This is a genomic window from Candidatus Desulfovibrio trichonymphae, assembly GCF_002355955.1.
Taxonomy (GTDB): Bacteria; Desulfobacterota; Desulfovibrionia; order Desulfovibrionales; family Desulfovibrionaceae; genus Desulfovibrio; species Desulfovibrio trichonymphae.
This window is the reverse complement of record NZ_AP017368.1, coordinates 1,391,291-1,410,056: the sequence shown is the minus strand read 5'-3', so window position 1 is coordinate 1,410,056 and position 18,766 is coordinate 1,391,291. Positions and strand designations below refer to the sequence as shown.

18 protein-coding genes are annotated in these 18,766 nt (G+C 55.3%); 16 read left to right on the top strand and 2 right to left on the bottom strand.

Features of this window, described 5'->3' with window-relative positions; genetic code table 11:
- Nucleotides 1-793: 793 nt before the first annotated feature.
- The 4 genes from RSDT_RS06870 (at nucleotide 794) to ruvC (ending at nucleotide 3,058) form a co-directional block, all read left to right on the top strand.
- On the top strand, nucleotides 794-1,045 hold the full coding sequence (locus tag RSDT_RS06870) for a transposase (protein WP_096400272.1): 252 nt from the start codon (nucleotides 794-796) through the stop codon (nucleotides 1,043-1,045).
- An 83-nt stretch (nucleotides 1,046-1,128) separates the two neighbouring features.
- Entirely contained in the window at nucleotides 1,129-1,728 is a 600-nt protein-coding gene (locus tag RSDT_RS06865; protein ID WP_096400270.1) for an SAM-dependent methyltransferase, read from the top strand.
- 23 nt (nucleotides 1,729-1,751) lie between these two features.
- A complete protein-coding gene (locus tag RSDT_RS06860; RefSeq protein WP_096400268.1) occupies nucleotides 1,752-2,489 on the top strand; it encodes a YebC/PmpR family DNA-binding transcriptional regulator in 738 nt (245 codons plus the stop codon).
- Nucleotides 2,490-2,539: 50 nt separating this feature from the next.
- Nucleotides 2,540-3,058 carry a crossover junction endodeoxyribonuclease RuvC gene (ruvC, locus tag RSDT_RS06855; protein WP_096400633.1) on the top strand — a complete coding sequence of 173 codons (519 nt, stop codon included), beginning with the start codon at nucleotides 2,540-2,542 and terminating at the stop codon, nucleotides 3,056-3,058.
- Between the two features lie 58 nt (nucleotides 3,059-3,116).
- On the opposite strand, the gene RSDT_RS06850 is transcribed toward ruvC, so the two are convergent.
- Nucleotides 3,117-3,470 carry a hypothetical protein gene (locus RSDT_RS06850; protein WP_096400266.1) on the bottom strand — a complete coding sequence of 118 codons (354 nt, stop codon included), beginning with the start codon at nucleotides 3,468-3,470 and terminating at the stop codon, nucleotides 3,117-3,119.
- A gap of 284 nt (nucleotides 3,471-3,754) precedes the next feature.
- On the opposite strand from RSDT_RS06850, the gene RSDT_RS06845 reads away from it, so the two are divergent.
- The 12 genes from RSDT_RS06845 to thiL all read left to right on the top strand — a co-directional run bounded on the left by RSDT_RS06845 (nucleotide 3,755) and on the right by thiL (nucleotide 16,916).
- A complete protein-coding gene (locus tag RSDT_RS06845; protein ID WP_172414425.1) occupies nucleotides 3,755-4,798 on the top strand; it encodes an XdhC family protein in 1,044 nt (347 codons plus the stop codon).
- 500 nt (nucleotides 4,799-5,298) lie between these two features.
- Nucleotides 5,299-6,009 (top strand): polyprenyl diphosphate synthase, encoded by a 711-nt coding sequence (gene uppS / locus RSDT_RS06835; protein ID WP_096400260.1) that lies wholly within the window; start codon nucleotides 5,299-5,301, stop codon nucleotides 6,007-6,009.
- Nucleotides 6,010-6,039: 30 nt separating this feature from the next.
- The gene (locus RSDT_RS06830) at nucleotides 6,040-6,858 is read left to right on the top strand and encodes a phosphatidate cytidylyltransferase (RefSeq protein WP_096400258.1); all 819 of its coding nucleotides are present in this window, start codon (nucleotides 6,040-6,042) and stop codon (nucleotides 6,856-6,858) included.
- A gap of 21 nt (nucleotides 6,859-6,879) precedes the next feature.
- Nucleotides 6,880-8,193, top strand: a complete 1,314-nt coding sequence (dxr, locus tag RSDT_RS06825; protein WP_096400256.1) for a 1-deoxy-D-xylulose-5-phosphate reductoisomerase — start codon at nucleotides 6,880-6,882, stop codon at nucleotides 8,191-8,193.
- The gene (gene rseP, locus RSDT_RS06820) at nucleotides 8,190-9,311 is read left to right on the top strand and encodes an RIP metalloprotease RseP (RefSeq protein ID WP_096400254.1); all 1,122 of its coding nucleotides are present in this window, start codon (nucleotides 8,190-8,192) and stop codon (nucleotides 9,309-9,311) included. Before dxr ends, rseP begins: the two co-directional genes overlap by 4 nt.
- Nucleotides 9,312-9,319: 8 nt before the next feature.
- Nucleotides 9,320-10,126 carry a tRNA (adenosine(37)-N6)-threonylcarbamoyltransferase complex dimerization subunit type 1 TsaB gene (gene tsaB / locus RSDT_RS06815; RefSeq protein WP_096400252.1) on the top strand — a complete coding sequence of 269 codons (807 nt, stop codon included), beginning with the start codon at nucleotides 9,320-9,322 and terminating at the stop codon, nucleotides 10,124-10,126.
- Between the two features lie 142 nt (nucleotides 10,127-10,268).
- Nucleotides 10,269-11,291, top strand: a complete 1,023-nt coding sequence (locus RSDT_RS06810; protein ID WP_096400250.1) for an NAD-dependent epimerase/dehydratase family protein — start codon at nucleotides 10,269-10,271, stop codon at nucleotides 11,289-11,291.
- Nucleotides 11,292-11,305: 14 nt separating this feature from the next.
- Nucleotides 11,306-12,409 (top strand): hydrogenase formation protein HypD, encoded by a 1,104-nt coding sequence (gene hypD, locus RSDT_RS06805; protein ID WP_096400631.1) that lies wholly within the window; start codon nucleotides 11,306-11,308, stop codon nucleotides 12,407-12,409.
- Nucleotides 12,409-13,416, top strand: a complete 1,008-nt coding sequence (gene hypE, locus RSDT_RS06800) for a hydrogenase expression/formation protein HypE (RefSeq protein WP_096400248.1) — start codon at nucleotides 12,409-12,411, stop codon at nucleotides 13,414-13,416. The genes hypD and hypE overlap by 1 nt, the downstream gene beginning before the upstream one ends.
- Before the next feature lie 21 nt (nucleotides 13,417-13,437).
- Nucleotides 13,438-13,692 carry a HypC/HybG/HupF family hydrogenase formation chaperone gene (locus RSDT_RS06795; protein WP_096400246.1) on the top strand — a complete coding sequence of 85 codons (255 nt, stop codon included), beginning with the start codon at nucleotides 13,438-13,440 and terminating at the stop codon, nucleotides 13,690-13,692.
- Nucleotides 13,693-13,753: 61 nt separating this feature from the next.
- Nucleotides 13,754-15,904: an ATP-dependent helicase gene (locus tag RSDT_RS06790; RefSeq protein ID WP_096400244.1), complete on the top strand. Its 2,151-nt coding sequence runs from the start codon at nucleotides 13,754-13,756 to the stop codon at nucleotides 15,902-15,904.
- Nucleotide 15,905: 1 nt separating this feature from the next.
- Nucleotides 15,906-16,916: a thiamine-phosphate kinase gene (thiL, locus tag RSDT_RS06785; RefSeq protein ID WP_096400242.1), complete on the top strand. Its 1,011-nt coding sequence runs from the start codon at nucleotides 15,906-15,908 to the stop codon at nucleotides 16,914-16,916.
- A 182-nt stretch (nucleotides 16,917-17,098) separates the two neighbouring features.
- Here thiL and groL read toward each other — a convergent pair whose 3' ends face one another.
- Nucleotides 17,099-18,739 (bottom strand): chaperonin GroEL, encoded by a 1,641-nt coding sequence (gene groL / locus RSDT_RS06780; RefSeq protein WP_096400240.1) that lies wholly within the window; start codon nucleotides 18,737-18,739, stop codon nucleotides 17,099-17,101.
- Nucleotides 18,740-18,766 lie beyond the last annotated feature (27 nt).

Below are 18,766 nucleotides of genomic sequence, written 5' to 3'. Positions count from 1 at the left end.
GAGGTCTTTTTATTCTTATCGCCGTCTGCGGACAAAGCAAGATATCAGGCCAACTACAGAAAGAAGCTGTTTTTGTTTTCCCCAAATAAATTTTACTATAATTATTTAATATACCATATTTTTTAAAAAAACAGCATCGTTCTCACTTTGTTGGCGGACTTGGAGATTTTCTGTATTTCAAAGAAATTCACACTTTCATTCAAAATTTTTTCACAATGACAACTCGTTTTTTCTCAATTTTTCAAATAAATTTTCTATTTTTTAAAAAACAACTCTCAAATTTCCGAACTGTATGGTTTACAGGATTGTCAAGAGGGGAAAAAATTTTACGGCTGACCAAAATTTTTTACGAAATATATTGCCGACGCTATATCTTCCTAATATTCTTACATCATAAGGAGATCGTATGTCACATGTGCATTGGACTCCCGCAGACCTCCGACGCATACTGAATCTCCACGCCCTGCACAGCGGCGTAGAGCTCGGCATATTCAATGTGGACTCGCAGCAGGCGCCCTTATAAAAAATACATGCCATGACGGCCGTCATTTATGACTTGCCGACAACACGCCCTTTGCAAAACGCATTGTCGCCCGTTTCGGCCTGACTAAACGCATATCTTTTGGGGTAGAAAAATCAGGCGACAGGCTGTTCCGAAGGTAGATTCAACACCAGGGTTATACATTGTCCGATGCTCATGGTAATCCGATGAAATTCGTTTTGACCTAGGGAGAACAGGCTGATTGTTACAAGCTCTGCTCCTGCTTGAAAATGAAAGTACAGGTGCTGTATAATGGCTGACAAGGGATATGATGCGGATTACATTGTGGAGGCAGCAGCTATGCTGGATGCTGAGGCAGTTATTCCACCCAGGTCAACTCCCAAGACACCGCGTCATTATGACAAATTTTTGTATAAACAACGCAATATTATTGAAAGAATGTTTGGGGAAGTCAAACAATGCAAAGTGATTGTTGGAAAGTATAACGAGTTGGCATGTCATTTAAGGCCGTTCTTCAGCTTGCCGCCATTTTGCTCTGGTTAAAATAGTCGATTGCCCTGCGGTCACCATAGGCAAGACTTGGCGAACGCGGAAAAAATGTGTATTCTGGCAAATTGAGGTCGGCCATGAAGGAATACCGTGACCACTACTTTCTCAAAGCCAGAAGGGAAAACTATCCGGCCCGTTCCATTTACAAACTGCGGGAACTTGACGCCAAATTTCGTCTGATGAAGTCGGGAATGAAAGTGCTGGATCTGGGCGCCGCGCCCGGTTCCTGGACGTTGATCGCTGCGGAGAAAGTGGGCTGCGAAGGGCTGGTGTTCGCCTGCGACATTCAAAACACCGACACTGTCTTCCCGCCGCAGGTAATTTTCATGCGGGAAGACATTTTTGACCGCTCAGCCGCGTTTGAAGCGAGGCTGGACGAGTTTAACCCGTTTGATCTGGTTATCAGCGATATGGCGCCGCGCACCACGGGCGTTCACCTGACGGATCAGATGCGCTCCCTGAAACTGGCGCAAGAGGCGTTTTCAGTCGCTTGCAGGCGTTTAAAACAGGATGGGGCATTTGTAGTCAAAATTTTTATGGGGCCGGACATCCAGCAATTGCTGGTACCCATGCGTCAGACTTTCAGTGTGGTCAAGTCCTTCAAGCCAAAAAGTTCGCGCGCTGAGAGCAAGGAAACATTTTTTACGGGGCTGCATTTTTTGAAAGAACTTGTTTAATCATATTTTTCGGAGGGCAATGTATGTCAGGGCACAGCAAGTGGGCCAACATTCAACACCGCAAGGGACGGCAGGACGAAAAGCGCGGTAAAATATTCACAAAAGCCACCAAGGAAATCATCATAGCAGCCAAAAGTGGCGGCGACACGGCGGGTAATCCCCGTCTGCGGGCAGCCATAGCAACGGCGAAAACCGTCAATCTGCCAAAGGATAAAATTGAGGTGGCCATCCGCAAGGGTACCGGCGAAGACGCGGGCGGCGATATCACAGAGACTTTTTACGAGGGCTACGGCCCCGGCGGCATAGCTGTTATGGTGGAAGTAGCCACAGACAACAAAAATCGCACTGTGGCTGAGGTGCGCCATCTCTTTACCAAGCACGGCGGGGTGCTCGGCGAAAACGGCAGCGTCGGCTGGATGTTTGAGCGCAAGGGAGTTGTCAGTGTTGACAAGGCCGCGTATGCGGAAGACCGTATCATGGAGGCGGCTCTGGAGGCAGGGGCAGACGATGTGCTGGATGAGGAAGATGTGTGGACCATATACACGGCCATGGCAGATTTTGCCGCTGTGCGCGACGCGTTTGAGGCCGCTGGCATTGAAATGCAGTCTGCGGAACTTGCCATGATTCCGCAGAATCTGGTGGCTGTGAACGCGGATATCGGGCAGAAAGTGCTGCGTTTTATGAAGGCGCTGGACGACAATGATGATGTGCAGAACATTTACGTCAATGTGGATTTTCCCGACGACATGCCGACGGAGTAGACGCGTCCGTCATTTGCGGACAGGGGTTTTCTGTCTTGCTGACTGCTGCCGTGCCGCTGCCTGTCGCCGTTATAGGCATTGACCCCGGTTCGCAGCGCACGGGATGGGGTATTGTGCGTGAAAGCGCGGGCGTGCTTGCCCTTGTTGCTTGCGGTGTTGTGCGCGCATCGCCATCTGACAGGACGTTTTCCGCCAGACTGGCCTTTATCTATCATGAGCTGATCGCGGTGCTTGGCAGGTACAAGCCTGACGAGGCGGCCGTCGAGCAGGTGTTTACCGCAAAAAATGCGACTTCCGCTCTCAAGCTGGGGCAGGCGCGAGGGGTAGCGGTAGCGGCCTGCGCCGCATGTGGTCTGTCCATCAGCGATTATGAACCCACGCTGGTGAAACAATCGCTGGTCGGCACAGGCAGGGCGGAAAAGGAGCAGGTGGCCTTTATGGTGAAGCGTCTGTTGAACGCGCGGGAAATGCGCTGGTCTCTAGACGCATCGGATGCGCTGGCCGTGGCGCTTTGCCATTTAAACACGCGGCGTTTCGCCGCCCTGACGGCCGGAGTAAATCAGCACTGAAAGCATCAGTCTGCTCGGGCGCAACGTGCCTTGTCCGACAGTCACGGCAGTTTCTCTTCTATTCTGTGCGCGGTCGCTGTTTTACTTCTGTAAATATTTTGGCGATGTATTCGCCGATGACCGCCATGCAGAATAACTGCATGGCGCCGAGATAGAGAATGATAAGCGCCATGGTGGGAGTCCAGCCGGGCACAACATCTCCCGAAAAATACGACTTCAGAGCGGAAATGCTCAACAGTACGGCCAAAACAAACAAAACAAGACTCAATACTGCAGACAGACGCAAAGGCACAGGACCGGACGCGGTGACTCCCCACGCGGCAAAGGCGGCCATTTTGCGGAAAGGGTATTTTGTTGTACCGGCTTCCCGCGGCTTGCGGGCGTAATAAACGCAGGCGAAGCGTAACCGCATGCCGGGAAAAATGGAGCGCAGAAAAAGCCCGCTCTCGCGTGGCCCAGCGTCTCCATGACGAATCTGCTGACAAGACGGCTCCTAGGGCGGAGGCATCTAACTGTATCAAAACAACCTTGTGCCGCACATGCAAAGATTTCGACGACATACTTGGCAAATCCATCTGATGGATGATCTAAAAAACATTTTGTGGACACATGCTGCGTCTCTTAATATTCTTAAGCCTCGGCTGAACTGTCCGCTGCAGACACAAGGATACCGTTGCAAATCCGATGGGGTGTTTAATGCAGAATAGTTATCAGCTGTTGCTGCAAAATCTGAAAAATGGCCGGAAGACGTTGTTTATTACGCATTGTGGCCCCAACGGTATTACAAAAACGGTGCATGACGGCAATGCCACCGCCAAATGGGCCGGTACGGATGGCCGTGAGGCTGCATTGCATGTTGACAGGCATGACGACGAGATCACCTTAGCAGAGTTTTTTACTCCACAGCCGCGCCTGATTATTTTGGGCGCGGGGCACATTGCAGCGCCGCTCGCGGCAATGGGTGCCATGCTCAACTTTGATGTTGTTATTTTTGATGACAGGCCCTCTTTTGCGAACAGGTCGCGTTTTCCTGACGCGCATGAAATCATTTGCGACTATTTTGAATCCATGACGCAACGTATTGCGATTCGCCACAATGATTATATCGCCATTGTAACCAGGGGTCACAAACACGACCTGCAATGTCTGAACGCTCTTTTAAAAATAGACATCCCCTGTTACATCGGCATGATCGGCTCGAGCCGACGCGTGGGCATTGTGCGGCGGCAAATGCTGGCAGAGGGCTATGCGGCGGAAGATCTGGAAAGGCTGCATGCCCCCATCGGTATTGATATAGGCGCCGTCACCCCGGAAGAAATAGCCGTTTCCATTGTGGCTGAAATGATACAGGAAAGGCGCCAACGCCCGGCGGCGAAGAACGGCCTGACTGCCGGACGATACGAGGGGGACTTTACAGACATGGGGCTGCTGGAGTGGCTTGCCGAAAAAAATGATGAGAAAGCCGCGATTATAACGGTACTGTCTGTCAAGGGCTCAACTCCGAGAGGCGTCGGGGCTAAGATGGGCGTACTCGACAATGGCCGCATCGTGGGGAGCATTGGAGGCGGGTGCGCCGAGGCGGATGTTGTCAGGGAGGCGCGGCGCATTATCCGGGATGGCGGTTATTGCTGTAAAATCATTGACATGATAGACTCCGTAGAAGAAAACGGCATGGTGTGCGGCGGCGTGATGGAAGTGCTGATTGAAGCACGCCGAGGGAAAGACTCTGGCCCTGTTTGAGCCGACGCAGATCGCAGTTGACTGTGCAGAAAACGGAAAAAGGCGCTGGAATTTTTATGAACGCGCCGGAACAGTACGATCTCCGGGAACTGGACGTCACACAGGCGACGACAGGACTCATTATCGCCATGACGGCGCATGCTTTGCGTTTGGATATAGAAAAATGCCTAATCTGTCGAGAGTTAAACAGAATAAGATAAAGGCATGGCAGGAGGACTGCTGTGCAACGTAGACATGCTTTGAGCGATGACCAATGGGAGAGAATATTTGTATAAAGAGCACAATATTATCGAAAGAATGTTTTTGGAAATCAAATAATTCAGAATAATTACGGGAAGGAACAGCAAGTTGGCAGTGTCCTTTATACCCTTTCTTCACCTTGCCGCCATTTTGCTCTGGTTAAAATGAATGTCGATAGAACCCAGCAGATATTCTGAGCGAATACACTACGCCATCAAGCGACAATCTCAAGCGTAAATCTTTAGTGGACACTGCACAAAATGTCTGAACAAGAAAACGTTCCGGACAAGTTGCCGACGCATATAGCCGTTATTATGGACGGCAACGGCCGTTGGGCAGAAGCGAAAGGGCTGCCGCGCACGGCAGGGCACCGCGCCGGCGCTGAAGCTGTACGCGCCGTGACGACAGAATGCCGCGCTTTGGGCATACGGCATTTGACTCTGTATACTTTTTCGAGCGAAAACTGGGGCCGTCCCGTAACGGAACTACGTGAACTTTTTAGTCTGTTGCGGGAATTTCTCGGCAGGGAAGTTCCGCTTATGAAAGAAAAAAACATAACACTGAAAGTGCTCGGCGAACTTGCCGACCTGCCGCCCAGCGTCCGGCAGATAGTAAAACAGAGTATTAAACGCACGGCCGGCGGCACGGAAATGACGCTTAATCTGGCTCTCAACTACGGAGGCCGAGCTGAACTGGCGCGTGCGGCACGGGCATTGCTGCGCGAAGGGGCGTCCCAAGAAGACGTAAACGAGGAAAGTCTCTCCGCACGCCTGTATACAGCGGGGCAGCCTGACCCCGACCTGCTTATCCGCACCGGCGGCGAGCAGCGTTTGAGCAATTATCTGCTCTATCAGTGTGCGTATACTGAACTTTATTTTACGCCTGTGCTCTGGCCGGATTTCAGGGAACAAGATCTCTATCTGGCGATTACCGCCTACAAAGCGCGTTCCCGACGCTTCGGAAAAATCTGAACAGCAAGCGCACAGCAAAGGAGCCGCCGCATGAGCCTGGACCCGGCTGACAGAATTGTTGACATACGCCGCCTGGCAACAGGTCTTGCACTGCTTGCCACACTTGCGCTTGTGCTCGCTTTCAGAGGATGTGTGCTGCTTTGTGCGGTTCTGTTCGTTTGCGCTCTGTGCCTCTGGGAATTCTACTCGCTTTTCTGGGGCGCCAAAGGGCGCCTGCAAAGCCGTATCTGCGCCATTGCTCTCGGTAGCGCCATGATTGTCCTGACATGGATGCACCGCCCGCAAGACGCGCTCGTCTGTCTGGGCGCCGGCTTTGTGCTCGCGGCCATGAGTTTTCTGTTTCGCTGGGACGTCGTTGAAGAAGAAGGCTCCTTCGCTTCCAGCGGCATCTTCATGGTTGGTCTGGCCTATGTGCCCCTGCTGCTTTTGCCAGCGACGTATCTTTCCAACGTCAAACTCATTTTTGTTCTGGCCGCCGTGGCCGTGTCGGACACAGCCGCGTGGTTTGTGGGCACGCATTTTGGTCATCATAAGCTTTGGCCCCGTGTGAGTCCCCAAAAAAGCTCTGAAGGCGCAATAGGCAGCCTGATTGCCTGCGTTGTGTTTTGTGCCGTTTACGGCGCCATTTTCGGCAAGCTCGGCTGGATTTCCTTCGCGCTGCTGGGCGTTGTGCTCAATGCTTTTGCCCAATTGGGCGATCTTTTTGAATCAGCACTCAAACGCTCCGTCCATGTCAAGGACTCAGGCTCTATTCTGCCAGGGCACGGCGGCATGCTGGACCGTACGGACAGTTTTTTGTTCGCCATGCCCACGGTGGCGGTTGTGGACCAGTGGTTTTTCTTTTTTTAGCGACAAGCCCCCGGAGACAATATGGCTGAACTCTGGCCGGGGCTGGGAGGCCCGACAATCTCCTATATTTCCCGTCCGCCGTCAAAAAGATGGCGGCGCGCCTGGCCGCGCAAGCTTGTCATTCTCGGGTCAACAGGTTCCATAGGGCAGAGTGCCCTCGCTGTGGTGGAAAGCAAACGCGAAGATTTTTGCATCATCGGTCTGTCCTGCGCCCGTAATGTGAAGCGTCTGGCTGCTCAGGCAGAGCGTTTTCGTCCGTCCTTCCTGGGCGTACTGGACGCCGCCGCCGCGTATAGGCTCAAGCGGCTTTTGCCGAAAGGCTATTCCCCGTGCATACTGGAAGGGCATGATGGCTATGCCGCGCTTGCCTCCCTGCCGGATGCCGCAACAGTGCTGTCGGCCCAGGTCGGGTCAGCCGGCCTTGCCGGCACACTGGCCGCTGCGCTGGCCGGAAAAGTCATCTGCCTTGCCAACAAGGAATCCCTTGTGCTCGCAGGCGACCTTGTGCGTGCAATCTGCAAACGTACCCACGCCGTCATTCTGCCTGTGGATTCAGAACACAACGCCATTTTTCAATGCCTTGCCGGACGTGGGCAAGAAGCGGCAAGCCTTGTACTCACCGCATCGGGCGGGCCGTTTCTCGGCAAGACCAAGGAAGAACTGCACAACGTCACGGTCGAGCAGGCGCTGAAACACCCGACATGGCGGATGGGCACAAAAATCAGCATAGATTCCGCAACACTGATGAATAAGGGTTTGGAAATTCTGGAGGCTTTTCACCTCTACGGCGTTGATCCCTCCCGCATTCGCGTGCTCATACACCCACAGTCTGTGGTGCACTCTCTGGTTGAGCTGACGGACGGCTCTTTGCTTGCGCAAATGGGCGCGGCGGACATGCGGCTTACTTTGGCGCACTGTCTGCTCTGGCCGCGCTGCGAACCGGCCGGCGCGGTACCGCTCAATCCTGCACAGGCCGGCGCGCTGACATTCCATGAGCCGGACACACAAACTTTTTCCTGTCTTACGCTGGCCCGCAGGGCACTCAAACAGCGCGGCGGGCTGAATATTGTTATGAATGCGGCCAATGAAGCGGCTGTGGAACTTTTTTTACAGGGGCGCATACGTTTTGCGGATATTCCGCGTCTGATTGAGGCCGCCATGTGGGCACACACGACAGACGAGCCGGGCGCTCCCCTTTCTCCGCCGCTGACGGCAAAGCGCTTTCCCGCTCTCACCCGGGAAGTGCATCTTTTGCAACAACGCATTGAACGGCTTGATCGCCAAAGCCGCAACGTTGTGAACAACATGGCGAATGATGGAGAACAACAGAAATGACGACCATTATGGCTGTTGTCATTGTACTCAGCGGTCTGATCTTTTTTCACGAACTCGGACACTTTGCCGTGGCCCGCTGTTTCGGGATGGGGGTATCTGTCTTTTCTTTGGGCTTTGGCCCCAAACTCTTTAAATACAAGCCCGGCAAAACAGAATATGCCCTTTCGCTGATGCCGCTTGGCGGGTATGTGGCTCTGGTTGGCGCAAGTAATGAAGAAGACATTCCCGAAGGCTTCTGCCGGAAAGAAAGCTTCTCCCTGCGTCCCGCTTGGCAGCGCCTGCTCGTGGTGGCCGCCGGGCCTGTCGCCAACCTGCTGTTGGCTTGGCTGCTCTGCTGGACGCTGGCCTTTGTTTGGGGGGAGTCTGTCCTGCTGCCGGAAATCGGCGCGGTGGGTGAACAAAGCCCCGCAGCGGCCGCCGGGCTGAAGGCGGGAGACCGCATTCTCAGCATTGACGGCGTTTCTGTACAAAGCTGGCAGGAAATGTCCGACGCCATTGCCCTCAGTGAGGGAAGAACACTGCGTTTTGAAACGGCGCGGCCCACGTCTTCTGTTGCGGAGTCCGACAGCGGACAAAGCATGCGGGAAGCCTTCACGAGATTGACATTTGACGTGACGCCGGTCAAGTCTGTGCGCAAAAGCATTTTCGGCGAGGATGAAACAACTTGGCTTGTCGGCGTGCGCGCAGCGGGCACGATGGTCACCCGTCCCCTGAGTCTGCTGGCCGCCGCGCCAGCCAGCGCGGCCCAAGCTTGGCAGATGATTTCTCTGACCGGACAAAGTTTCGTCAAACTGGCGCAACGGGTTGTGCCCCTTGATCAGGTGGGCGGCCCCATCATGATTATACAGCTCGTGAGCGAACAGATGCATCAGGGTCTTGCCGGCCTGCTCGCGCTGACAGCGCTTATCAGCGTCAACTTGGGCGTATTGAATCTTTTGCCCATCCCTGTGCTGGACGGCGGACAGATAGTCTTCTTTCTCTGGGAATTCCTGTTTCGCCGGCCGGTGAACGGGAAAGTGCAAACCTACGCCATGCGGGCGGGAATTGCCCTGCTGGTTTGTCTTATGCTGCTTGCCACTTTGAATGATGTCTGGCGCCTGCTTAAAAATGTGGGATAGAAATAGGCATGTGCAAGCTTTCCACCGGCCTTGAACTTGTGCTGAACGCATCCGAGAATCTTTTGCAGATTGTCGTCACCGACAATGAGACGCTGCTCTGCTTCCAAGAGTGGAACACGCCGCAAAAGGCCACAGAAATTCTGGCACCCGCGCTGCAGGAGATTTGCGCCGCGCTACGTATGCGTCTACGAGATTTTCGACGCATCGCCTGCGTGCGCGGCCCCGGTTCTTTTACCGGCATACGCCTTGTTCTTACCACCGCAGCGGCGTTGCGCCGCGCAAGCCGCGCCCGACTGGCCGGGCTGGACTACATGCAGGCGCTTGCCACAAGTGCGACAATCGGCCGGCAGCTATTGTACGGCGTTCCTGTCTGTGTTCTCACTCACGCACGGCGCAATCTTGTCCACTTCAGGCCTTTTGTCTCTTTCGGGCCGCAGATCCCGGCCCAGCCGACAGGGCAAACAACGCTCTGCCCGCCGCATGACCTCGTTGCGGAAATCACTGCACATGCCGCCGTGCGACAGGCGTATGTCTGCGGTAGCGGACTTATGCGCAATGCGGCCGTTTTTGAAACATGCGGACTGCCGACCGGTCTGTGCCGCATGCCGGAACTTGTCAGCCCTTCAGTGGACGCTTTGCGCCTGCTCGCCCGGCACGGTGATTATTTCACGAATGATATCGAACCGTTATATATACGCCCCTGCGATGCGCTTGAGAACCTTCCCCTTCTGGCAGAATGCCAAGGCATGGACAGTGCTGTTACCACGACGACATTGAAAACTATGCTCAGACGCCCGCCGCAAAGTGAAATTTAGCGTCAATCTGCGCGATATGCGTTGTGAAACGACCGTAACCTGCAGGTCGGCTTTACAGAAACGGACTGCCGGAGTACAAGTATACGTCCACGCGGCATTAACCGCCGGAACTAACGCCAATGCGCTTTACAAGGATACAAGCATGAACGCCTATTCCGTTTTGTGCGACACACTGCAAAAAAAACCCTCCCGCTGGCTTGTGACCGGCGCTGCAGGTTTTATCGGCTCCAACCTGCTGGAACATTTATTGCGGCTGAGGCAAACTGTGACAGGGATCGACAATTTCCTTACAGGATATCAAAAAAATCTCGACATGGTACGCGATCTTGTCGGCCCGGACGCCTGGGGGCGTTTCACTTTTATTGAAGGCGACATACGGGATATGGACACCTGCCACGCGGTCTGCGCGAACGTCGACCATGTGCTGCACGAGGCGGCCCTCGGTTCCGTGCCGCGTTCCATTGACGACCCCATCCTCTCCAACAGCTGCAATATCACCGGTTTTATAAACATGCTTGTTGCCGCGCGCGACGCACGCGTCAAGAGCTTTGTCTACGCGGCTTCCTCATCCACTTACGGCGATTCGCCGGAACTGCCCAAGATGGAAGACGTTATCGGCCGTCCGCTCTCTCCCTACGCTGTCACAAAGTATGTGGACGAGCTCTATGCGGACGTCTTTGCCCGCTGCTACGGCTTTGCCGGAACGGGTTTACGTTATTTCAACGTCTTCGGGCAACGGCAGGATTCCTACAGCACATATGCGGCCGTGATTCCGCAATGGTTCGCAAGCCTTCTCAAACAGGAACCCGTCTATGTGAACGGCGACGGGGAAACCAGCCGCGATTTCTGCTATATAGGTAACGTGGTGCAGGCCAATCTGCTGGCGAGCTTTGCCGGAGAAGAAAACCGCAATAAAATATATAATGTGGCCTTTGGACAGCGCACTACGCTTAACGAGCTTTTTGACCTGATACGGGAAGAAGTGGCCTGCCATCTGCCCGAGGCCGGCACCGCCGTTGCCGAGTACCGTGATTTTCGGGCAGGCGACGTGCGGCATTCCCTTGCAGATATAAGCCGCGCCAAAATCTTGCTCGGCTATGAACCGCGCTATGATGTCCGTGAAGGGCTACGGCTGGCCGGAGACTGGTATGTGGCAAATCTGTGACAAGACGCAGCGCCATGACCTTTGAAACAGCCTTGCATGACCCCAAACTCTGCCGCGTTCTGCTCGCGCGCCTGACTCGCGCGCTTGACGGACGCTCCATGCGATTTATGGAAGTATGCGGCACACATACGGTGTCCATTTTTCAAAGCGGCCTGCGTTCTCTGTTGCCCGCATCCATCACCCATCTTTCCGGGCCGGGATGTCCTGTCTGTGTCACACATGACGTGGATGTGGCGGCATTTTTGGAATTGGCCGGCCGGGAAAAGATTGTTTTTGCCACATTCGGGGATTTGCTGCGTGTGCCCGGCCCCGGCGGCCAAACCCTCAAGCACGCCAAAGCCGCCGGCGCGCACGTAGAAATTGTCTATTCCCCCTTGGAAGTCCTGACTCTCGCCGTCAGTAATCCTGACAATGTGATTGTCTTTCCCGGCATAGGCTTTGAAACGACCGCGCCGGCCGTGGCGGCCACACTGCTGACCGCCCGTCAAAAAAAGATCAAAAATTTTTGCGTGTTTTCGCTGCACAAGCTGGTGCCACCAGCGCTACGCACCCTGCTGGACGAAGAGGGCGACAATGCCGCCAACATAGAAGCCTTCCTCCTGCCTGGGCACGTTTCCACCATTCTGGGCATTGCGCCGTATGCTTTTCTGGCGGACAAACACCGCATTCCCGGCGTGGTGGGCGGTTTTGAACCGGCGGACATCCTGCTGGCCCTTTGCCGCATGGCCGAACAATTGCGGGACAATGCCCCTGCTGTTGTCAACGCCTACCCCCGCGCAGTGAACGACGCTGGCAACCCGAAAGCGCGCGCGCTGATGGAAGAAGTTTTTATTACTACAGACGCCCTGTGGCGCGGCATAGGCCGTATTGAGCAAAGCGGCCTTGCCGTGCGGCCTGACTATGCTGATATGGACGCAGCCGTGCGTCTTGGCGTCCGCCTTGTGGAAACGCCTCAGCAACAGCCCGGCTGCTGTTGCGGCGATGTGCTCAAAGGCCGTATTATACCGACCACATGCCCGCTGTTCGGCGAAAAATGCACCCCGGCCGTGCCTGTAGGGCCCTGCATGGTTTCCACTGAAGGCAGTTGTGCAGCCTATTACAAGTATTTGGAGCACTGATGGACACCTGCCTTCTGCTCGACGCCGGCAGCGGTGGTCTTGCTTCCCAACGTCTGACAGCCCAATGTTTTTTGCGGCATTTCGCCAATCCCCTGCTGGCGCGACTTGACGACGCGGCATTGCTGCGCGACGTGCATGCCCCGATCGCCGTGAGCACAGATTCCTACACAGTAACACCCCTGCTTTTCCCCGGCGGCAGCATAGGCACACTTGCCGTGCACGGCACGGTCAACGACGTTTCCATGCTCGGCGCGCGGCCGCAATACATAAGCTGCGGCTTTATTCTGGAAGAAGGCCTGTCGCTTGAACTGCTTGAGAGCCTCGTTCAGGACATGGCCGGTGCGGCAAAAGAAGCGGGCGTTCTGATTGTGACCGGCGACACCAAGGTGGTGCCGCGAGGGGCATGTGACAAAATGTTTATCAATACCACAGGCATAGGTTCAATTTTTGCCGACCCGACGCCATCCGGCCACAACGCCAGAGTCGGCGACGCAGTGCTTGTCAGCGGAGCTCTGGGCGATCATGGTTTGACAATTATGGGCAGCCGTGAACATCTTTCCTTTTTATCGGATGTCACTTCCGACTCGGCGCCGTTAAACCATATGATCGCTGAGGTCATCAATGCCGCCGGGCCGGTGCACGTTCTGCGCGACCCGACGCGGGGCGGACTTGCCGCCACGCTTAATGAAATATCGGAACAGTCCGGAGTGTCAATGCTGCTTGAGGAAGAGGCCATTCCAGTGCACGAGTCCGTCAAAAGCGGCTGTTCTTTTCTTGGACTTGATCCCCTGTATCTTGCCAATGAAGGCAAGTGTATCTGTATTCTGCCGGAAAATCGCGCCGAAGACGCGTTGGCGGCCATGCGCGCCTCTCCTTATGGAGTGGAAGCCGCGCGCATCGGCACTGTGGTCGGCGACAAGGCCTGTCGCGTGACGCTGCAAACGCGCATCGGCGGCAGACGTATTCTCTCCATGCCTGAGGGCGTGCCGTTGCCCAGAATCTGTTAATTCTGTTTTTTGAGGTATCCCATGTGTCTAGCCATTCCCGTACAGGTTGTGGAATTTCTGGAAGAGGGAATGGTCCGCGTGCGTGTTGGCGAAAGCCAGACATTCCTGACGGCATCCACCATGCTTTTGCCAGTGCCGTCCAAAATCGGCGATTTTCTCATTGTTCATGCCGGATTTGCGTTGCATGTCCTGACCGAGGAAGAAGCGATGAGCAGTCTTTCCGCTCTGCGCGAGATCGCTGACGCGTTGAATGCCAAAGGAACGCTTGACGCCTGACCGTGTTCCGCCTGCAAGCGTGAGCCGTCATATCGCAAAAGATAGTTGGTTCTCATAAAATATGATTGACTACACCGCTACCCTGAACGAAGCACAGTATGAAGCCGTCACCAGCGGCGACGGCCCTGTGCTTGTGGTGGCCGGCGCGGGCAGCGGGAAGACACGCACCATCATCTATCGTCTGGCCTGGCTTGTGGAGCACGGCACGCCGCCCGAGTCCATTCTGTTGTTGACCTTCACGCGCAAGGCCGCTCATGAGATGCTTCACAGAGCGGGATTGTTGCTTGGCGCGGGTCTGTCCAGAACGCAAGGAGGCACTTTTCACGCGTTCGCGTACGGAGCGTTGCGCGCTAACCATCCGCTCTGGCTGAATGGCCGCCCCTTCACTCTCATGGACGCGTCAGATATTACCGACGCGATACGACACTGCAAAGAGGCACTCAAGCTGGGACGTGGGGATCGTTCCTTCCCGAAAACACAAACCATAGCTGGCTTTTTCAGCAAGGCCCGCAACAAAGAATTGCCGCTTGCGGATGTGCTTGAGAGGGAGGCTTTTCATCTGCTGCCGCACTCTGAAGCCCTGGTGTCGCTCGAAGTCGCCTATACGGCATGGCGTCGTGAAAAGGGCCTGTTCGATTATGATGATCTGCTGTTCGAGTTGGAGGGGCTGCTGGCTGACGAGACGGCCGCGCGAATCTTGCGTCGGCGTTTTACCCATATTCTGGTGGACGAATACCAGGATACCAACAGAGTGCAGGCCCGCATCACGCGTCTTCTGGCCGGTGTCAGGGCTGCAGGGGAAGTAGGGGCTGATCCGTGCAATGTGATGGCCGTGGGCGACGAGGCCCAGTCCATCTATGCTTTTCGTGGCGCAGATGTACGGAATATACTTGATTTTCAAAAAATATTTCCTGGAACGCGCGTTATTCGCCTTGAAGAAAACTATCGTTCCACAAAGCCGGTGCTGGAGGTGGCTAACAGTTTGCTGGCGAACGCGGCGGAGTCTTTCCACAAGACGCTCTTTACCCGTACGGAAGGCGGCGACCCTGTGCGTCTTGTCATGCCTTTGAGCGACATGAGTGAAGCCACTCTGGTGGTTCGCCGCATACGTGAATTGCTTGACATATATCTGCCGCATGAAATTGCCGTGCTGTTCCGTGCGGGCTTTCATTCCTACCATCTGGAAATGGCCCTGCAACAGGCAGGGATAGCCTTTCGCAAATACGGAGGCCTGCGTTACACTGAGGCCGCTCATGTCAAAGACATTGTCGCTTACGCGCGTCTTGTACTCAACCTGCTGGACATGCCGGCCTTCGCGCGTGTGGCGGCTTTGCACAGCGGCATCGGACCAAAGACGGTGCAGAAAGTTTATGCCGCATTGTCACTCTGCGACCCGGCGATCACGTCCAAAGCTCTAGCCCGTTATCCCGGTTTGCAGGAGGATATTGGTTTTGTAGACAAACTGCGCGCTCTGCAACAAAAGCCGGAGGACATTTTCAGCGCCGTATTGGAGCACTATTTTCCCAAGCTGGAATTCCTCTACCCTGATGACTGGCCGCGCCGCAGGCAAGGTCTAGAAGAAATTATCCAGATGGCCGCAGGCTATGCGGAGCTGGATATCTTCGTAGCCGACCTCGCGCTGGAATCGCCCGAAGCGGATGGAAGCGACAACGAAAATCGCATTACCCTGTCTACCGTACATTCGGCCAAGGGGCTGGAATGGAACGCCGTACTGATCATTGATCTTGTTGAAGACCGATTTCCCTCACGGCACGCTCTGGCAAGACCGGATGATTTTGAGGAAGAACGCCGGCTTATGTATGTTGCCTGTACCCGTGCCCGCAAAAATCTTGACTTGTACGCCCCCGCCTCCATTTACAGCCGGGCCACACGCGGCAACCTGTACGTGAGTCAAAGCCCTTTTGTTCGCGAACTACCCTTGGGCCTTGCAGAGGAATGGGTGGAGAGTCTGGGCGGCACGCTGACGCGACGTAAAATTTCACATCCGGCCCGTTCTCCTCATCCCTCTTGCGATTCCCTGCGGAACACGGAAGGAGAACCAGCGCGATCGCCGGCATGCGGTGCTTGCCGTCACCGTATTTTCGGCAGGGGAAAAATAGTGAAACATCTGCCGCCGGACAAAGTGCAGGTCAATTTCCCCGGTTTCGGTCTGAAGATTATTCTGGCGGAATATTTACTGATGGAAGACTGACATGCCTCCGCCTTGTTCTGAAGACGTCGTCCTCTCCTGCCTTGCGCAGCATTTTCCGCTCGCTCATGCTTCTCTGCTGTTGGGCCGCGGCGACGACGCTGCGCTGCTCAAAGCCGGACGACCGCTGTGCGTGAGCAGCGACCTTTTTTTGGAAGACGTTCATTTTCGCCGTTCTTATTTTACCCCTGAAGAAGCAGGCCACAAAGCCCTGGCCGTCAATATAAGCGACATGGCGGCCTGCGGCGCCCAGCCGTTCGCTTTCACCCTATGTCTTGGTCTGCCGCCACAGACAGACATGGTCTGGCTCGACGCTTTTTACAGCAGTATGGCCGAGCTGGCGGATAAACACGGCATAGCCCTTGCGGGTGGGGATATTGCAGCCTGCGAACGCGTACACATTGCCATAACCATCTGGGGCGGAATCTCGCCAAGCGGCGTTTTTTTAGGCCGCAGTGGCTCTGTGCCCGGGGATTGTCTTTTTGTTATAGGGACGCTGGGGCTCGCGCGCGTTGGCTTGCGCATGCTGGAAGCTCACGGCCGTAGCGCGCTGCGCGACTGGCCTTGCGCCTGTGCGGCTCATTTGCGCCCCACGCCGCAGATAGACGCGGGCGTCATGCTCGCGCGCGCGGGGGCCAACGCCCGTCCGCCGGCGCTTATGGACATTTCTGACGGCATTGCCCGCGATCTGCGCCGTCTGCTGCACGCAGACGGCGCACAATACAGTCAGACCGCGCCGCAGGGGCCGGGTGCGGTTATTCGTCTGCCGGAGCGTCTTTTACACTCGGAAGTCCGGCGCTGTGCGGAAGATAACAAACAAGACCCTGTACGCGAAGCGCTGATCGGCGGGGAGGACTATGCCCTGCTCGGCTCCTGCGCGCCGGACATGCTTGCAGCATTAAAAACGGCAGTTCCCGGCTTCACGCATATAGGAGAGGTCACGGCGGAGCCCGGCATTCTCTGCAACGACGAGCCGCTGGAGGACCTTCACGGTTTTGATCACTTTGATTTTTGAAGGCAAGGGGATTGTAGTCGTCTTGCCCATGGTCGTCCCCGGCTTTGAGCAGCTAACATACAAACCCCCCATCAGGTTTTCAAAGGATTAGTCTAGGGGCTCTTTCTCACTTTGTCCACCTGATGGGGGCGATTGTACGAGGGCTTTTATTGCCACATTTTTCGGGCCTGCCGGGGCCTAGGCTAGTACATGCCGTCCATGCCACCCATGCCGCCGGGCATGGACGGAGCAGCATCTTTCTTTGGTTCCGGCTTTTCAGCCACGGCGCATTCCGTCGTCAGGAGCAGGGAGGCTACTGAAGCGGCGTTCTGCAGGGCAGTACGCGTGACCTTTTTGGGGTCAATGACACCGGCCTTGATGAGGTCTTCATACTCGCCGGAAGCGGCATTAAAACCGAAGCCGCCCTTGCCCTGGCGCACTTTTTCCACCACAATAGAGCCTTCAAATCCGGCGTTGTGGGCAATCTGGCGCAACGGCTCCTCAATGGCGCGGCGAATGATGTTCACGCCAGCCATTTCGTCGTCGTCGGCAGGCTTAATATCGTTCAACACCCTGGCAACGCGGATAAACGCCGTGCCGCCGCCGGGCACAATGCCTTCTTCAACAGCGGCACGGGTAGCGTTCAGTGCGTCTTCCACGCGATCTTTCTTTTCTTTCATTTCCACTTCAGTGGCGGCGCCCACATGCACTACCGCCACGCCGCCCACGAGTTTGGCCAAACGTTCCTGTAATTTCTCGCGGTCATAGTCGGATGTGCTTTCTTCAATCTGCGAGCGAATCTGCTTCACACGAGCCTTGATGTCCTCGCTCTTGCCCGCGCCATCCACAATGGTGGTGTTTTCCTTGTCAATCACGATGCGCTTCGCTGTGCCGAGGTCGCTCAGGGCCAGGTTTTCAAGCTTGGAGCCTGTGTCGTCAGACGCCACTTGTCCGCCGGTCAGTGTGGCGATATCCTGCAGCATGGCCTTGCGGCGGTCGCCGAAGCCGGGGGCCTTCACAGCCACAACCTGCAGCGCTCCGCGCAGTTTGTTGACCACCAAGGTGGCCAGCGCTTCGCCTTCCACATCTTCGGCAATGATCATCAGCGGACGGCTGACTTTGGCCACCTGTTCAAGTACAGGCAACATGTCCTTCATGCTGGAAACTTTCTTCTCGGTACAGAGAATGTAGGGATTGTCCAGCTCACAGATCATTTTTTCCGCATTGGTGACAAAATAGGGCGAGAGATAGCCGCGGTCAAAACGCATGCCTTCCACCACATCCATGGTGGTTTCAAGGCCTTTGGCTTCCTCAACGGTGATCACGCCCTCCTTGCCCACTTTATCCATGGCTTCGGCAATGATGTTGCCGATGGCGGCGTCTGTGTTGGCGGAAATGGTGCCGATCTGGGCAATTTCTTTCTGGTCGCGGGTGGGCTTGGACAGATTGGCGAGTTCCTTGATCAGCTCACCCACAGCCTTGTCAATGCCGCGCTTGATGGACATGGGGTTGCGCCCGGCCGCCACCAGCTTGGTACCTTCGTGGTAAATTGTCTGGGCAAGTATGGTGGCGGTAGTGGTGCCGTCGCCAGCGGCGTCGGAGGTTTTGGAAGCCACTTCCTTGACCAACTGCGCGCCCATGTTTTCAAATTTGTCGTCCAACTCAATCTCTTTAGCCACAGTCACGCCGTCCTTGGTGATGATCGGCGAGCCGAAAGATTTTTCAAGCACGACATTTCGTCCCTTGGGGCCAAGCGTCACCTTTACGGCGTTGGAAAGCTTATCCACGCCGCGGGCGAGTTTTTCACGGGCTTTAACATCAAAAAGAATTTCTTTGGCAGACATGTATATATTCCTCCTCAAATAGATAGT

Coding starts and splice junctions, on each gene's coding strand:
- RSDT_RS06870 (WP_096400272.1), top strand. CDS start 794: ATGGCTGACAAGGGATATGATGCGGATTACATTGTGGAGGCAGCAGCT.
- tsaB (WP_096400252.1), top strand. CDS start 9,320: ATGTGCAAGCTTTCCACCGGCCTTGAACTTGTGCTGAACGCATCCGAG.
- RSDT_RS06795 (WP_096400246.1), top strand. CDS start 13,438: ATGTGTCTAGCCATTCCCGTACAGGTTGTGGAATTTCTGGAAGAGGGA.
- dxr (WP_096400256.1), top strand. CDS start 6,880: ATGGCTGAACTCTGGCCGGGGCTGGGAGGCCCGACAATCTCCTATATT.
- RSDT_RS06790 (WP_096400244.1), top strand. CDS start 13,754: ATGATTGACTACACCGCTACCCTGAACGAAGCACAGTATGAAGCCGTC.
- hypD (WP_096400631.1), top strand. CDS start 11,306: ATGACCTTTGAAACAGCCTTGCATGACCCCAAACTCTGCCGCGTTCTG.
- RSDT_RS06810 (WP_096400250.1), top strand. CDS start 10,269: ATGAACGCCTATTCCGTTTTGTGCGACACACTGCAAAAAAAACCCTCC.
- RSDT_RS06865 (WP_096400270.1), top strand. CDS start 1,129: ATGAAGGAATACCGTGACCACTACTTTCTCAAAGCCAGAAGGGAAAAC.
- RSDT_RS06845 (WP_172414425.1), top strand. CDS start 3,755: ATGCAGAATAGTTATCAGCTGTTGCTGCAAAATCTGAAAAATGGCCGG.
- rseP (WP_096400254.1), top strand. CDS start 8,190: ATGACGACCATTATGGCTGTTGTCATTGTACTCAGCGGTCTGATCTTT.
- hypE (WP_096400248.1), top strand. CDS start 12,409: ATGGACACCTGCCTTCTGCTCGACGCCGGCAGCGGTGGTCTTGCTTCC.
- RSDT_RS06860 (WP_096400268.1), top strand. CDS start 1,752: ATGTCAGGGCACAGCAAGTGGGCCAACATTCAACACCGCAAGGGACGG.
- thiL (WP_096400242.1), top strand. CDS start 15,906: ATGCCTCCGCCTTGTTCTGAAGACGTCGTCCTCTCCTGCCTTGCGCAG.
- RSDT_RS06850 (WP_096400266.1), bottom strand. CDS start 3,470: ATGCGGTTACGCTTCGCCTGCGTTTATTACGCCCGCAAGCCGCGGGAA.
- uppS (WP_096400260.1), top strand. CDS start 5,299: ATGTCTGAACAAGAAAACGTTCCGGACAAGTTGCCGACGCATATAGCC.
- groL (WP_096400240.1), bottom strand. CDS start 18,739: ATGTCTGCCAAAGAAATTCTTTTTGATGTTAAAGCCCGTGAAAAACTC.
- RSDT_RS06830 (WP_096400258.1), top strand. CDS start 6,040: ATGAGCCTGGACCCGGCTGACAGAATTGTTGACATACGCCGCCTGGCA.